The organism is Nonomuraea sp. NPDC048892 (genome assembly GCF_040649735.1).
Classification (GTDB): Bacteria; Actinomycetota; Actinomycetes; order Streptosporangiales; family Streptosporangiaceae; genus Nonomuraea; species Nonomuraea maheshkhaliensis.
This window is the reverse complement of sequence record NZ_JBEZFZ010000003.1, coordinates 807,683-821,610: the sequence shown is the minus strand read 5'-3', so window position 1 is coordinate 821,610 and position 13,928 is coordinate 807,683. Positions and strand designations below refer to the sequence as shown.

Genomic DNA, 13,928 nt, shown 5'->3' with positions numbered 1-13,928 from the left:
CCCGCCCTCCCGGTGGCTTCGCTGCCGCGAAGTCTACGAGCCATGCCGGAGCGTTCCGGGGGGTCATGCGGCGAGCGGCCGATCAGGTGCGCCGGAAGGTATGGCGGTAGGCGAGCGGCGACACCCCGACCGCCGCGTGCAGGTGCTGGCGCAGCGAGACCGCCGAACGGAAGCCCGCCCGCCTGGACACCTCCTCCACACCGAGATCCGTCGTCTCCAGCAGCCGCCTGGCGTGCTGCACCCGCTGCCCGTTCAGCCACCTGGCCGGGCTCATGCCGGTCTCCTCGCGAAAGCGCCTGGTGAACGTGCGCACACTCATCCTGGCGTGCCCGGCCAGCGCGGTGAGGTCGAGCGGGGCGTCGAGGTGGGCGAGCATCCAGTCGCGGGTGGCCGCCGTGCCGCCGCCGTCGCCGTACGGGAGTGGCCGGTCGATGTACTGAGCCTGGCCGCCCTCCCGCCACGGCGGCATCACGCAGCGCCGCGCCGCCCTGTTGGCCACCTCGCTGCCGTGGTCGCGCCTGATCACGTGCAGGCACAGGTCCATGCCGGAGGCGACGCCCGCCGAGGTCAGCACGTCGCCGTCGTCCACGAACAACACGTCGGGATCCAGCTTGACCTGGGGGAACAAGCGGGCGAAGCGGGCCGCCTCACGCCAGTGCGTGGTGGCCGGGCGGCCGTCGAGCAGACCCGCCGCCGCCAGCACGTACGAACCGGTGCAGATCGACATCGTCCGAGGGCGCCCCCGCAACGCCCGCCGCAAGGTGTCCGAGATCGTGCCGTCGCGCAGCGCCCGGCCCGCGTGGATGCCGGGCACCAGGACCGTGTCCGCCGTGTCGAGCACGTCGAGGTCGTGGTCGGGCAGCACGCTGTAGCCCGCGTTGCACCGCACCGGCATGCGGCCCTCCGAGCACGTCACCACCTCGTACAGCTTCTCGCCCGACGGCGTCTCCGCCGCCCAGAACACCTGGCCGGGCACGCCGAGGTCGAGCGGGGCGAAATGGTTGAGCACGACGACCGCGACACGATGCACCATGGCCGGATTCTTACACATATTGGCTTTCCGGCCACTCGTGGCCGTGTGGCGGGATATCCCAGGATGGGCGCATGACCTTGAGCACCACCCCCACGCGCCGACTCCACCGGGCCTGGTACGTGGCGGCCGTCGCCTTCGTGGCCATCCTGGGCTCCGCCGGGTTCCGGGCCACGCCGGGCGTGCTGATCACGCCGCTGCAGGAGGAGTTCGGCTGGTCGGCGGGCACCATCTCGCTGGCCGTCTCGATCAACCTGGTGCTCTACGGCCTGACCGCCCCCTTCGCCGCCGCGCTCATGGACCGCTTCGGCATGCGCCGCGTGGTCGCCGTCGCCCTGCTGCTGATCGCCGCGGGCAGCGGGCTGACGGTGCTGATGACCGCGAGCTGGCAGCTGCTGCTGTTCTGGGGCGTGCTGGTGGGACTCGGCACGGGGTCGATGGCGCTGGTGTTCGCCGCGACCGTGGTGGACCGCTGGTTCGTCCGGCACCGCGGTCTGGTCACCGGCGTGCTCACCGCGGCCGGCGCCACCGGGCAGCTCGTCTTCCTGCCCGTGCTGGCCCAGCTCGCGCAGGGCCCCGGCTGGCGCTTCGCCTCGCTGACCGTGGCCGTCGCGGCGCTGGCCGTGGTGCCGTTCGTGTGGTGGCTGCTGCGCGACCGGCCCGAGGACGTCGGCACGACGGCGCTCGGGGCCGATCCTGAGGCGGCGCCCGCCGCGCCGGCCGCGAAGGTCAACGCGGCGGTGCGGGCCGTCTCGGTGCTCGCCTCCGCCGCGCGGACGCGCCCGTTCTGGCTGCTGGCGGGCGGCTTCGCGATCTGCGGAGCCAGTACGAACGGCCTCGTCGGCACTCACTTCATCCCCGCCGCCCACGACCACGGCATGGCCCAGCCCGTCGCCGCGGGCCTGCTGGCCGTGATCGGCATCTTCGACATCGCGGGCACGATCGCGTCCGGCTGGCTGAGTGACAGGATCGACCCCAAGGTGCTCCTCGGCGTCTACTACGGGCTGCGCGGCCTGTCGCTGATGGTGCTGCCCGGCCTGTTCGCGGCCACCGCCGAGCCCAGCATGCTGATCTTCATCATCTTCTACGGCTTGGACTGGGTGGCGACCGTGCCGCCCACGGTGGCGCTGTGCCGGCGGATCTACGGGGCCGACGGGGCCGTGGTGTTCGGCTGGGTGTTCGGCTCGCACCAGGTCGGGGCCGCCATCGCCGCCGTCGGCGCCGGGCTCACCCGCGACCAGCTGGGCGCGTACGACCTGGCCTGGTACGTCTCCGGCGCCCTCTGCCTCCTCGCCGCCGGCATGTCCCTGGCCATCGGGCATGCTAGGAGACGATGAACAGCGAGCTTTACGTGCTGCCCCTCGTCGTCAGGATCGAGCGCGCCGCACCCCAGACCGCACCCGACTCCGGCCTTGTCCCTGGCCCAGCGAAGGGACCTCGCCAAGGGCCTCCTGAGCGCACCGACGCGCTGGAGGCCGCCGCCATGGCCGTGCTGAGCCTCCTCGACGACCCGGGGGAGTGGACCGGCGAGCTGCACGCCTGGCAGTCCACCGGAAAGATCCGCAAGGTCGTGCGCCGGGCCAGGGGCGCCGAGTGGCGCAGGGCGCTCGCGCTGCCCGGCCGGACGATCGAGCACCGCACGGCCGAGGTGCGCGTGCACCCGCCCGTGCCGCTCGACGACTGGCCGCGCGACCTGGCCAGGCTGCAGGTCTCCGGCACCGAGCTGACCGACACCGCCCCGCCCGGGCCCGCCGAGCCGCCGATCCTGTGGGCCAACCCGGCGCTGGAGATGTCCGCGGGCAAGGCCATGGCTCAGGCCGGGCACGCCGCCCAGCTCGCCTGGTGGGCCAGCGACGCGGACGAGCGGGCCGCGTGGCGTGAGCGGGGGCTGGCGGTGTCCGTGCGCACGGCCGGCACCCAGGAGGAGTTCGACTCCATGGTGGCGGCGGGGCTGCCCGTGGTGCGCGACGCCGGGTTCACGGAGATCGAGCCGGGTTCGTGCACGTTCGTCGCGGACGCGCCCTGGCTCTACGGCCGCGTCCCCACCAGCGGCGCCTGAACGCACGTCCCCGGCGCTACGGGCTTTGCTCCGGGCTTTATGGGCGCGGGGTGAAGACGTCCGCCAGCACGCCGCCCGCCGGGGTGATCCGCGCGGGCGAAGGGCTGTCGTACACGACCATGAGCCGCCCGTCCGCGAGCCGTACCAGCCCCTCGGGGTGGTCGCAGCCGACGCCGTAGGGCAGGTCGGCGACGACCTCCAGCTCGCCCTCCGGCACGACGCCGGGCCGCCTGTCGTTCTGCCGGTCCGGCTGCCACCGTATGACGCGTACCGGACCGTCGAGGTCCATGGTGGGCCCGGCGAGCAGCAGCAGCGCGTCACCGTCAGGGCACATGTCCCGCACGCCCAGCCCGCCCAGGTCCAGGAAGTGCTTGCGGTACGGCTCGCGCAGCCGCAGCCGTCCCTTGCCCGCGTCCTCGATCCGCAGCTCCAGCACCACCGCCCAGCCCCGCAGCACAGGACCCCGCAGCCCGAGGTGGACGCGGTCCCCCGTGACGGCGATGCCCTCGACGTCGAGGCCGTTGTCCTTGCCCGGCAGCGCCAGGAACGGCGCGAGGTGCCGGTCGTCCTTGAGCGCCTCGGCGAGGTTGTCCCGGCCCGAGAGGATCGCGCCGGGCAGGGGCGTCCCGGTGGCCTCGTCGAGCGGCAGGCGGACGAGGATGAAGCGGTTCTCCTCCCTGACCACGGTGGCGAGCCGGTCGGCGGCCTTGGCCGGGTCCTTGGACTTGACCCGCTTGCGCTTGAGACTGTGCGAGCCGGCCAGCCACAGGTGGCCGTCCGTCCTGGCCAGACCCTCGATGTCGGCCTCGTCGTCCGGACCGGCGGGCAGGCTGACGTAGTCGGCCAGGCGGAAGGTGCGCTGGGCGCCGTAGTGGTCGCCGGTCCACGTGAGGTGTTCGAAGGTCGCCGTCTCGTCGCCGGCGACCCAGAGCCCGGTGGAACTCTGGCGGATCGCTGAGAGATTTGTGTGTGTTTGCGCCGCTTGCGAAGCATGGTCGAATCGCAACTCCACCTGTTCCACCACGCCATGATTGCACTTCGGTCGCTTCCCGGACGCGATGGCGGGATATGTCGTACGCTCCCGTCGTGCTCCATGGGGAAGATGAGATCAAGGGTTCCCGAGTGATAACGGCCGCACGGCATGGGATCCCTGCCTCTCCGCCCAGACGCTCCCGCATCGGCGATCTGCGGATGCGGGACGTGTACCGGGGGCTGGCCATGGCCACCGCCGTCGCGGCGGTAGTCGCTGCGCTGGTCATGGTGCTCCCGTCGGAGCCGGACGAGGTCGCGGCGGGGCCGGTCACCGCGCCGCCGGCCGCACCGCCCTCGTCCGGCTCCGCCCGGTCGTCCGAACCGTCGTCCGCGCAGTCGTCCGAACCGTCGCCGGAGCCGTCCGCGGGGCCCTCGCAGGAGCCCTCGCAGGAGCCTTCGTCCGGGCCTTCTGATCCGCCCGCCAGCGCCGCTCCCGCGCAGCAGCCGACGCCGTCACCCAGTGGGTCGCTGGCGCCCGGCTACACGGCCATGGAGGCCCTGCACGCCGACCCGCGCGTCCCCAAGCTCTCCCGGGGCGTCAAGCGCATCCCCCTGCGCTCCCCGGGCAAGCGCTTCGTCAAGGACGCCCGCACCGGGCTCGCGGTGCCGCGCCTGTCCGGCCCGTGGAAGCCGCACGGGGCGGCGCCGTTCACCACCAAGCAGGTGCTGCCCAGGACGCGCGGCGCGGACATGCGCGGCATGTTCGTCACCTGCCCGCTGCCGATCCTGGCGCAGAAGTCCCCGCGCGACACCGCCCTGCTGGCCGCCCGCTGGACGCTCAACCACCACCCCGACGGCTCCAGGATCACCTGGCTGGCCTCGCAGCCGGTCAAGCGCGGCTGGATGCTCGTCTACCGCGTCACGTACGGGAAGCACACCTCGCGCGCCGCCGTCGTGATCATGGACGGGGGAATGAGCAAGCCGGGACTTGCGTTCGTCACAGTGCCGGATTCGCGGCGAAAGCAGTGGCGCGACATCGGCCGCGTGGCCTCAGGGGTACGTGTTCTAGGCTAGAAGATCATGTGTGCGGCGATGTGGGGGAGTGACGCCGTGGAACGCTCTGGACCGCCGCAAGCTCCGGAGAAGGACAAGGGCAAAGGCAAGCCGCCCTGGCGCTCCGAAGGGCTGCCGGGCACGCCCGGCGGCCGGCCGAAGATCAACTGGTGGCGCTTCGTCGTCACGCTGCTCGTGGTGTACGCGGGCTTCTTCGTCGTGTCGTCGTTCGTCGACAGCGGATCCGTCGAGACGATCTCGTACACCGAGTTCACCAACCAGGTGAACGCCAAGAACGTCAAGGACATCTACGCCGAGGGCCTGTCGGTCGAGGGCGACCTGCGTTCGGCGGTGAAGAACCCCGACGGCGGCGCCTCCTACACGCGCTTCGCCACCGAGATCCCCGCCTTCGCCAACACCGACCAGCTCGACCAGCAGCTGTCCACCGGCCAGGTCGTGATCACCAGCAAGCCGATCACCCGGGGCTTCTTCTCCAACCTGCTGCTGTCGCTGCTGCCCGTGCTGCTCCTGGCCGGCCTGTGGATCTGGATCATGCGCCGTGGCGCCAGCATGATGGGCGGCGGCCTGGGCGGGCTCGGCAAGTCCAAGGCGGCCAAGCCGGTCGAGGCCGGGCAGGTGCGGGTCACGTTCGAGGACGTCGCCGGCATCGACGAGGTCGAGAACGAGCTCGTCGAGATCGTCGACTACCTCAAGGATCCCGGCAAATACCGCAGGCTCGGCGCCAAGCTGCCCAAGGGCGTGCTGCTCGCCGGCCCTCCGGGCACCGGCAAGACGCTGCTGGCCAGGGCGGTCGCCGGTGAGGCCAAGGTGCCCTACTTCTCGGCCAGCGCCTCCGAGTTCATCGAGATGATCGTGGGCGTGGGCGCCTCGCGGGTGCGCGACCTGTTCGAGGAGGCGCGCAAGGTGGCGCCGTCGATCGTCTTCATCGACGAGATCGACGCCATCGGCCGGGCCCGCGGCGGCGCGGGCGGCATCGGCGGCCACGACGAGCGCGAGCAGACGCTCAACCAGATCCTCACCGAGATGGACGGCTTCTCCGGCGCCGAGGGCGTGATCGTCATCGGGGCCACCAACCGGCCCGAGATCCTCGACCCCGCGCTGCTGCGTCCCGGCCGCTTCGACCGCACGGTCCAGGTGGGCCTGCCCGACGCGGCCGGCCGCACCGCGATCCTGGCCGTCCACACGCGCGGCGTGCCCATGGACGCCAAGGTCAGCCTCGACCAGCTCGCCAAGACCACGCCCGGCATGACCGGCGCCGACCTGGCCAACCTGGTCAACGAGGCCGCCCTGCTCGCCGCCAAGCGCGGCAAGGACAAGGTCACGATGGCCGACTTCGCCGACGCGCTGGAGAAGCTGCAGCTCGGCGCGGCCCGCAGCATCGTCATGCCGGAGGAGGAGCGCACGCGCACCGCCTTCCACGAGGCCGGCCACGCGCTGCTCGGCATGCTCCAGCCCGGCGCCGACCCGGTCAGGAAGATCTCCATCATCCCGCGCGGGCGGGCCCTGGGCGTCACCCTCTCCACCCCCGACACCGACCGCTACGCCTACGACGAGCAGTACCTGCGCGGCCGCATCACCGGCGCGCTCGGCGGCATGGCGGCCGAGCAGGTCGTCTTCGGCGTCATCACCACCGGCGCCGAGAACGACCTCGAACAGGTCACCATGATCGCCCGCGGCATGGTGGGCCGGTGGGGGATGTCGGAGAAGGTCGGCCCGCTGACCATCCTGCCCAACGACGGCCAGCAGCCGCAGGCCTCGCCCGCCACGCTCGCCACGGTCGACGAGGAGGCGCGGCGGATCGTGGACGAGTGCTACGAACGCGCGCTCCAGGTCCTCGGCGACAACCGCGACAAGCTGGACGCGATCGTGGCGGCGCTGCTGGAGCACGAGACGCTGGACGAGGCGGGGGCGTACGCGGCGGCCGGCCTCTACACGCCGAACGGGTCCGGCGGCTCCGCCGATCGGCGGCCCGCGGCCGTCGAGGCGCGGCCGACGGCCTTCACCCAGGCCCATCCGGTGGCTACCGCCGAAGGCGTCCCGGCCACGACGCCGGAGTCCGAGCCGGTCACCGCTGACACGGAGACGGGCCAGGCGGCGCCGGCCGGCGACCCCGACCAGCACCCCTTCACCGACCCTCAGCCCCAGCACCAACGCTGACCTTTCGGTCGGGCACGAACGCCGGCCACCTCATATCTGGACAGGCGGCTTCATTTCGAACCCCGGCCCTGGCCTCCGGACACCGATCGCGTTTCCGGAGGCCAGGGCCGCGGCTTTTCCGAGAATTAGGACAATCCGGACGTTGGTCCTGGTTCTCCAGGGGCAGGTCATCCGAGACGACTGTGATCGGGGGACCGTCGTGACACTGTATGACGAGCTTCTCGCCGGACTCGGAGACTCAGGACTGGAGCAGATCGCCGGCATGCTCGGCTCCGACACGCTCACGGCCCGCAAGGTCATCGAGGCCGTGTCGGGCACGATCGTCGGCGGCCTGGCCCGCAACGCCGAACACCCGGACGGCGCCGACGCCCTGCTCGGAGCGCTGGACGACCACAGGGACGCCGACCCCTTCAACGGTGACGTGGCCTCGCTGACGAGAGACGGGCACAGCATCCTCGGCCACGTCCTGGGGGGTCAGGGGACCGAGCTGGCCGCGTCCCAGCTCTCACGCCTGGCCGGGGTCGACTCGGGGACCATCATGAAGCTCATGCCCCTCATCGCCCCCATGATCATGTCCCTGCTGGCCGGTCGCGCCGCCAGTCGCGACATGGACCCCACCGCCCTGGCCGACGACCTCGAACGCGAACGCGCCTCGGTGCCAGGCGGGCTGGGGGAACTGCTGGACGGGATCCTGGGGGACATCTTCGGCGGGGCCGTGCCGCGGCAGCTGGGGCCGTACGAGCCGCGCATCGACCCGTACCGGACCGAACACGAAATACCCCCCTCCAGCGGCACCTCAGGAAGGGGCCACGGCGCGACACCGGCCACGGGCGGGGCCGAACGCGGGCTGACGCCGGGTACGGCGCGGGGCGAACGCGGGATGACCTCCAGGGGCGAGCGTGGGGCGGCACCGGGCACGGCGGACCCCGACTGGTGACCGGTAGGCTGTGCCGGTGATCGTTCTGGCCTCAGCTTCCTCCGCCCGCCTGGCCCTCCTCCGCAGCGCCGGTCTCGACCCGAAGGTGATCGTCAGCGGGGTCGACGAGGACTCCTTCTCCGCCCACTCTCCCGCCGCGCTCAGCCTGGTGCTGGCCAAGGCCAAGGCGGAAGCTGTCGCGAGCGAGCTCGAAGAGGGGCTGGTCATCGGCTGCGACTCGATCCTGGAGCTCGACGGGCGCCCGTACGGCAAGCCCGGCACCCGCGAGCAGGCCGTGGAGCGCTGGCGGCTGATGCGCGGCCGCACGGGCCGCCTCGTCACCGGCCACTGCGTGATCGACGTGCCGGCCGGCCGGCAGGCGGCCGAGGTGGCCACCACGGTCGTGCACTTCGGCCAGCCGTCCGAGGACGAGATCGCCGCCTACGCCGCCAGCGACGAGCCGCTCAACCTGGCCGGGGCGTTCAGCATCGAGGGGCGGGGCGGCTGGTTCGTCGAAGGCATCGAGGGCGACCACGGAAACGTGCTCGGCATCTCGCTTCCCCTGCTGCGCGACCTCTTCACCGAACTCGGCTACGCGGTGACGTCGTTCTGGCGCTAGCCTGCCGGTCATGCGATCAGTGCGCGACTTCACGGCCGGCATCGGCTTCTTCCTCCAAGGGGTCGGATGGGTCGCCAGGAACACCCGATGGTGGCTGTTCGGCCTGATTCCGGCGTTGATCGCGTTCGCCGTCTACGTGGCGGCGCTGATCTTCCTCGGCACCAACGCGTCGGAGCTGGCCGAGTTCCTGACGCCGTTCGCGGACACGTGGAGCTGGCGGGACCTGTTCCGCACGCTGGTGGGCATCCTGCTCTTCCTCGGCGGGCTGGCGCTGGCGGTGATCACGTTCGCGGCGCTCACGCTGGCGATCGGGGAGCCGTTCTACGAGAAGCTTTCGGCCGCGGTGGACCCGCTGGAGACGGAGAACGAGCAGCCGTGGTGGCGTACGCTGCCGCGCTCGATCCGGGACAGCCTGGTGACGCTCCTCTATGTACTGATGTTCACCATTCCGCTGTTCCTGCTGGGATTCATCCCGGTGGTGGGGCAGACGGTGGTGCCGGTGCTCGGGGCCGCCGTGTCCGGCTTCTTCCTGACGGTCGAGCTTACGACCCTGGCCATGGAACGCCGCGGCCTGGCCCGCAAGCAGCGCTTCGCGCTCCTGCGCGGGAACAAGGCGAGTGCGCTGGGGTTCGGGGTGGCGGTGTTCCTGCTGTTCCTGGTGCCGTTCGTGGCCGTGGTGGCCATGCCGGCCGCTGTGGCGGGCGCCGCCCTCCTCGTACGCACCCACCTAACCCCCACCCCCGGCCCCACTCCCACCCCCGGCCCCACCCCCTCACCCTGAACCGACTCGTCCCGGCTGGGAGCCTCACCCTGACCCCACCGCCCCGGCCCGACCCTCACCCGGCCTCACCCTGAACACGCCCGCCCACGCCGACCCACCGGCCTCGTCTGCGTCGCTCGGCTCCACCTGAACGCACCCGCCTGAGCTGAACGCACCCGCCTGAGCTGAACGCGCACGCTTGGGCTGAACGCCGTCCGTCCGCGGTCGCCCTGCCCCGACCCCCCTGCCCCGACCCCCCTGCCCCGACCCCCTGCCCCGACCCCCTGCCCCGACCCCCTGCCCCGACCCCCCTGCCCCGACCCCCCTGCCCCGACCCCCCTGCTCCGGCCCGCCTTGCTCGGTCCGGCCTCGTCTGAACGCGCCCGCCCCGGCTGAACGCCGCCCCTTTGGTCCGGCCTAAGTGCACCCCCGCCCTGCCCCTGCCTACTCCGCCCCCGGCCCGCCTGCTCGGTCTGAGTCTCGCCCGCTTCGGTTGAACGTCGCCTGTCCCGGAGCGGCCTGATCCCCCCGTGCCCCCGCCCCGCCAGGCCTGGGCTGAGTCTTGCTCGGCTGGGTCCGGCAGCCGGCAGCAGTCCGCCTGGCCCAGCCGCATTGATCAGAGGGAAGGACGCCGGCCATGGCGGTGGACGACGGTGTGCTGGGCGCGGTCACCCTTCCGAATCGGAAGCCCCGCACGCCTCCTGGCCCGGCCACCCTGCCCGTGCAATCCGCCTCAGCGGAAGCCGTTCGATGCCCTCCATCGGTCGAGTCCTACTATTTGGCCCCCTGTCGGCTGTGGACAGCCCTCCGTCATCCACAGAACCGCGTTCGGCCCATCGCCGTCCAACTCGTCCACGGCATCCTCTCGGCCCATGACGACCAACCACCCAGCCCCCACCCCAACCCACGCTGCCACTCCCACCCCCAGCTACGCCCCCACCCCAACCCACGCCGCCACTCCCACCCCAACCCACGCCCGCACCCCTGACCCCGTTCCGGTCCCCATAGGCCCTGCCTCCAGGACCAGCCCCGTCCAGGGAAACCCCGTCCAGGGAAACCCCGTCCACGGCAACCCCGTCCACGGCGGCTCTGTCTCCACGGTCGGCTCAACCGCTCATGGCGGCCCAACCACCAACCCCGACTCCGTTACCGGCCCCAACCCCGTCACCAACGGCAGCCCTGCTGGTGACCCCAGCCCCGTCACCCACGGCGGAACTGCCGCCGACCGCCACACCAACCCGGTCGCTCCGGGCGGCACAGTCAGCGACCTCGACCCAGTCGCTCATGACGAAACTGCTGACCACGACGCCAACCCTGTCGCCCGCAGCAGCACCACCGCCGGTCCCAACTCCGCTGGTCAGGGCGGCACCGTCGGAGACCTCGACCCGATCGCTCACGGCGGCACTGCCGGCGACCCCCGCGCGCAAGGAAGCCGCAGTCGTGTGCCCAACCCGGGAGGTGACTCCAACCCCGGGCCTGTCATTGACCACCACCGCCACCAAAATCACAGTCAGCGTGGCCGCCACCGCAAAGACCCGCTCCCCTTCACCCCCGACACAACCACCTCCGCTCTCGATCTCCCACAGGACTTCTCGACCTTCGACACCGATGCCTGTCTCACCCTGAGAAGCCCGACCGACGTTCTGGCCGCCGTGCCCTACCTGGTCGGCTTCCACCCCACCGGCAGCCTCGTAGTCGTCGGCCTCGCACGCGGGCAGGCCAAGATGGTGGCCAGGTGGGGCCTGCCGTTCCCGCAGGGCACCCTCGACGCCCTCGCACCCCTCTTCGAACGCGAAGGTGTCACGGAGATCGTCGTGATCGGCTACGGCCCGGGGGAGCTGGTCACCCCGGCAGCCGACGAGGCCAGGCTGCTCGCGGCCAAGTCAGGGGTGCGGGTGGGCGAGGCGCTACGGGCCCACGAGGGCCGCTATTGGTCGTACGTCTGCGACCTGGCGACGTGCTGCCCGGCGGAAGGCACCCCATACGACCCCTCCACCAGCCAGATAGCGGCCGAAGCCACCGTCCGCGGCCTGGTGGCACTCCCGGACCGCGAGTCCCTGGAGCGCACACTTGCCCCCATCACAGGTCCGGTACGGATGGCGATGCGCCGGGCCACGGCCGAAGTGATCGCCGACTTCCGCGCCCGGCTGATGGCCGCCACCGACCTGGACGCCTTCGCCGGGCAGTTCGTCTCCGACGGCCTGGAACGGGTCCGGGCCGCGCTGAAGACCCACTCCGAGGGCGGCAGGCTGGACGATCTGGAGGCGGCGAAACTCGGCCTGGACCTGGTCATCATGAGGGTGCGCGATGAGGGCTGGACCCTCATGGAAGACTCCCACGCCCCGCTCTGGAAAGACCTGACCCGCAGGCTGGAGCCCCGCTTCGTGCCACCGGCCGCGTCACTGCTGGCCATAGCAGCGTGGCGGGAGGGCAACAACGTTCAGGCCACCATCGCCCTCGAACGTGCCCTCGCCGCCGACCCGACCTACTCGATGGCCAACCTGCTCATGCACGCCCTGCAGAACCTGCTCTCGCCGGCCATCCTCCGAGGCCGCCTCCCGACCCCCGCAGAACTCGACGCCACCATGGGCCCCGCCACCGCCGTCTGGCTGCTCCCCCTGGTCAACCTCCTCGACGACGAGGACCCAACCCCCACCCTCCAATAATCTCCGCATCACGGAAGCGAAGAGCAGAGCCGAAGGAGAAAGAGAACGAAGGAAGCACAGGGGCGGGGGACCCCTGTGCTGTCGACCTCACCCGGGCCGGCTCATGTGTACCAAAGGAGGGAGAAAGGAGCCGCTTTAGAGACTGCCTTCTTCCTTCTTACGGCGTTCGTTGTAGGCGCGCATGCGCTGCGGGTAACCCGTGAGCTGCACGTCGTACACCGGAAGGGCAAGGTCGCGGGCGACCTTGCGGATCACTGCGGGTGAACCCACCCTGCGCCGGGTCCACTCGCCGTCGTCGGCCACCGCCACAGCGGTCGTGTCGGTGGCAAAAGTTTCTGGCTCGACATAAAACTCGACACCACGCCGCGAACGGGCGAAGGCGATAAGAGCCTCGATGTCGGCGTCTGTCGCCTCGCGGTCGAACTTCGCGATCTTGCGGCCGCGCAGTCGACGAATGCCGTAGCGGTCTCGCCATCTCATGAATCCTTTTTATACCGTCTGGAGCCCTCGCGTCGGGGATGATCTAGGGGACAGATCGGGGATTCTCCCGATGGCATCGAAGGTTCGGCGGACGCAGTATGTGAGGAGACAGCTCGATTCTCTAAGGAGAGGCATGGCGATTATGGCTGGGGTACCCAAGACCCCCGGGCCGGGACAGGTGCCGCCAGCTCATCTGCGCGTCACCCACCAGGACCGTGAACACGTGGTCGAGCACGTCAAGACCGCCTACGCGGAGGGTCGCCTCGACGAGCTCGAGTTCGACGACCGGTTGGAGCGCGCCATGACCGCGCGCACCCACGGCGACCTGATGCCCATCATGAAGGAGCTGTACGGCACCGCGCCCGTCCCCCGGGTCGCTCCGGTGTCGACCCCGGCTCGTCCTCAGGGTACGACGGAGAGCAACGAGCGTCTCGGCGCCGCCCTGGCGCACACGCTGCCCATCGTCGGCTTTCCGATCCTCGGGCCGCTGCTCCTGATGCTCACCGGCGGCAAGACCTCGCCGTACATCCGCTCGCAGGCCGTCGAAGCGCTCAACTTCCAGATCACGGTCGTCGGCGCCTCGATCCTGCTGCCGCTGACCATCATCGGGACCCTGCTCGTTCCCGTCATCTGGGTCGTGGCCGTCGTCCTTTCGGTCGTCGCCGGTGTCTCGGCCCTCTCGGACGGTAACTACCGCTACCCGATGACGATCCGTCTTGTGAAGTGACCTGGCGGGGAGGGGGCTGTCAGCGGTTTCCGCGGCACAACCCCTTCTCCGCGCCGTCTCAAGGCGTTCGCGTCGTCTGCCAGGTGTTCGGTCGGTCGCGACGTCCATTCACGTTCGGGTTGGGAGCGTCGTCCGGGCCGCACATGGTGCGGGCGGACGGCGATGACGAGATCGGTGTGAGCTGATGGTGGATCGAGGTGATGGGGGTCGGTATGGGCTCGCCGCCCCCGCCTCCGTGCCTCTCGGCTTTCAGCGCGGGGGTGATGGGGGTCGGTGTGGGCTCGCCGCTCCCGCCTGCATGGCTCTCGGCTTCTCCGGCGCGGGACCCTCACCGCCTGGCTAGACGATCGCCCAGACGGATCGGCCGGGCTCGCGTTCAGCGGTTTCATCGGGACCCGTGCCTGGCCGTCGATGATGGCGGTCACCTGGTGAATCTTCCGCACAATTAGCTAGGTTGCCGTCACTTCG

The 13,928-nt window shown here is 71.1% G+C and carries 12 protein-coding genes; 9 read left to right on the top strand and 3 right to left on the bottom strand.

Translation table 11 applies throughout. From position 1 onward, the window contains the following. Nucleotides 1–82: 82 nt before the first annotated feature. On the bottom strand, nucleotides 83–1,033 hold the full coding sequence (locus tag AB0C28_RS13310) for a helix-turn-helix domain-containing protein (protein WP_357843360.1): 951 nt from the start codon (nucleotides 1,031–1,033) through the stop codon (nucleotides 83–85). A gap of 71 nt (nucleotides 1,034–1,104) precedes the next feature. Here AB0C28_RS13310 and AB0C28_RS13305 point away from each other — a divergent pair, with 71 nt between their 5' ends. Continuing rightward, a complete protein-coding gene (locus AB0C28_RS13305) occupies nucleotides 1,105–2,367 on the top strand; it encodes an MFS transporter (protein WP_357843363.1) in 1,263 nt (420 codons plus the stop codon). Further along, entirely contained in the window at nucleotides 2,364–3,089 is a 726-nt protein-coding gene (locus tag AB0C28_RS13300; RefSeq protein WP_358074273.1) for a peptidyl-tRNA hydrolase, read from the top strand. The genes AB0C28_RS13305 and AB0C28_RS13300 overlap by 4 nt, the downstream gene beginning before the upstream one ends. A 37-nt stretch (nucleotides 3,090–3,126) precedes the next feature. On the opposite strand, the gene AB0C28_RS13295 is transcribed toward AB0C28_RS13300, so the two are convergent. Continuing rightward, the gene (locus tag AB0C28_RS13295; RefSeq protein ID WP_358074270.1) at nucleotides 3,127–4,113 is read right to left on the bottom strand and encodes a DUF3616 domain-containing protein; all 987 of its coding nucleotides are present in this window, start codon (nucleotides 4,111–4,113) and stop codon (nucleotides 3,127–3,129) included. Between the two features lie 167 nt (nucleotides 4,114–4,280). Between AB0C28_RS13295 and AB0C28_RS13290 the strand changes: the two genes are divergently transcribed. The 6 genes from AB0C28_RS13290 (at nucleotide 4,281) to AB0C28_RS13265 (ending at nucleotide 12,253) form a co-directional block, all read left to right on the top strand. After that, complete coding sequence (locus AB0C28_RS13290) at nucleotides 4,281–5,135, top strand: hypothetical protein (protein ID WP_358074267.1); 855 nt, start codon at nucleotides 4,281–4,283, stop codon at nucleotides 5,133–5,135. A 36-nt stretch (nucleotides 5,136–5,171) separates the two neighbouring features. Beyond that, a complete protein-coding gene (gene ftsH / locus AB0C28_RS13285; protein WP_357843375.1) occupies nucleotides 5,172–7,292 on the top strand; it encodes an ATP-dependent zinc metalloprotease FtsH in 2,121 nt (706 codons plus the stop codon). Between the two features lie 199 nt (nucleotides 7,293–7,491). Next, a complete protein-coding gene (locus tag AB0C28_RS13280) occupies nucleotides 7,492–8,229 on the top strand; it encodes a DUF937 domain-containing protein (RefSeq protein WP_358074264.1) in 738 nt (245 codons plus the stop codon). Nucleotides 8,230–8,245: 16 nt separating this feature from the next. Continuing rightward, nucleotides 8,246–8,827: a nucleoside triphosphate pyrophosphatase gene (locus AB0C28_RS13275; RefSeq protein WP_357843381.1), complete on the top strand. Its 582-nt coding sequence runs from the start codon at nucleotides 8,246–8,248 to the stop codon at nucleotides 8,825–8,827. Nucleotides 8,828–8,837: 10 nt separating this feature from the next. Further along, nucleotides 8,838–9,608: an EI24 domain-containing protein gene (locus AB0C28_RS13270; RefSeq protein WP_357843384.1), complete on the top strand. Its 771-nt coding sequence runs from the start codon at nucleotides 8,838–8,840 to the stop codon at nucleotides 9,606–9,608. Nucleotides 9,609–11,209: 1,601 nt separating this feature from the next. Then, on the top strand, nucleotides 11,210–12,253 hold the full coding sequence (locus AB0C28_RS13265) for a DUF4192 domain-containing protein (RefSeq protein ID WP_358074429.1): 1,044 nt from the start codon (nucleotides 11,210–11,212) through the stop codon (nucleotides 12,251–12,253). A gap of 135 nt (nucleotides 12,254–12,388) precedes the next feature. On the opposite strand, the gene AB0C28_RS13260 is transcribed toward AB0C28_RS13265, so the two are convergent. After that, the gene (locus AB0C28_RS13260; protein WP_106250354.1) at nucleotides 12,389–12,733 is read right to left on the bottom strand and encodes a hypothetical protein; all 345 of its coding nucleotides are present in this window, start codon (nucleotides 12,731–12,733) and stop codon (nucleotides 12,389–12,391) included. Nucleotides 12,734–12,875: 142 nt separating this feature from the next. Here AB0C28_RS13260 and AB0C28_RS13255 point away from each other — a divergent pair, with 142 nt between their 5' ends. Further along, nucleotides 12,876–13,460 (top strand): DUF1707 and DUF4870 domain-containing protein, encoded by a 585-nt coding sequence (locus AB0C28_RS13255; protein ID WP_357843387.1) that lies wholly within the window; start codon nucleotides 12,876–12,878, stop codon nucleotides 13,458–13,460. Nucleotides 13,461–13,928: the final 468 nt, after the last annotated feature.

Bases quoted from the DNA above. Each gene is read 5' to 3' on its own strand.
- AB0C28_RS13310 (WP_357843360.1), bottom strand. From the start codon at position 1,033: ATGGTGCATCGTGTCGCGGTCGTCGTGCTCAACCATTTCGCCCCGCTC.
- AB0C28_RS13305 (WP_357843363.1), top strand. From the start codon at position 1,105: ATGACCTTGAGCACCACCCCCACGCGCCGACTCCACCGGGCCTGGTAC.
- AB0C28_RS13300 (WP_358074273.1), top strand. From the start codon at position 2,364: ATGAACAGCGAGCTTTACGTGCTGCCCCTCGTCGTCAGGATCGAGCGC.
- AB0C28_RS13290 (WP_358074267.1), top strand. From the start codon at position 4,281: ATGCGGGACGTGTACCGGGGGCTGGCCATGGCCACCGCCGTCGCGGCG.
- AB0C28_RS13270 (WP_357843384.1), top strand. From the start codon at position 8,838: ATGCGATCAGTGCGCGACTTCACGGCCGGCATCGGCTTCTTCCTCCAA.
- AB0C28_RS13260 (WP_106250354.1), bottom strand. From the start codon at position 12,733: ATGAGATGGCGAGACCGCTACGGCATTCGTCGACTGCGCGGCCGCAAG.
- AB0C28_RS13255 (WP_357843387.1), top strand. From the start codon at position 12,876: ATGGCTGGGGTACCCAAGACCCCCGGGCCGGGACAGGTGCCGCCAGCT.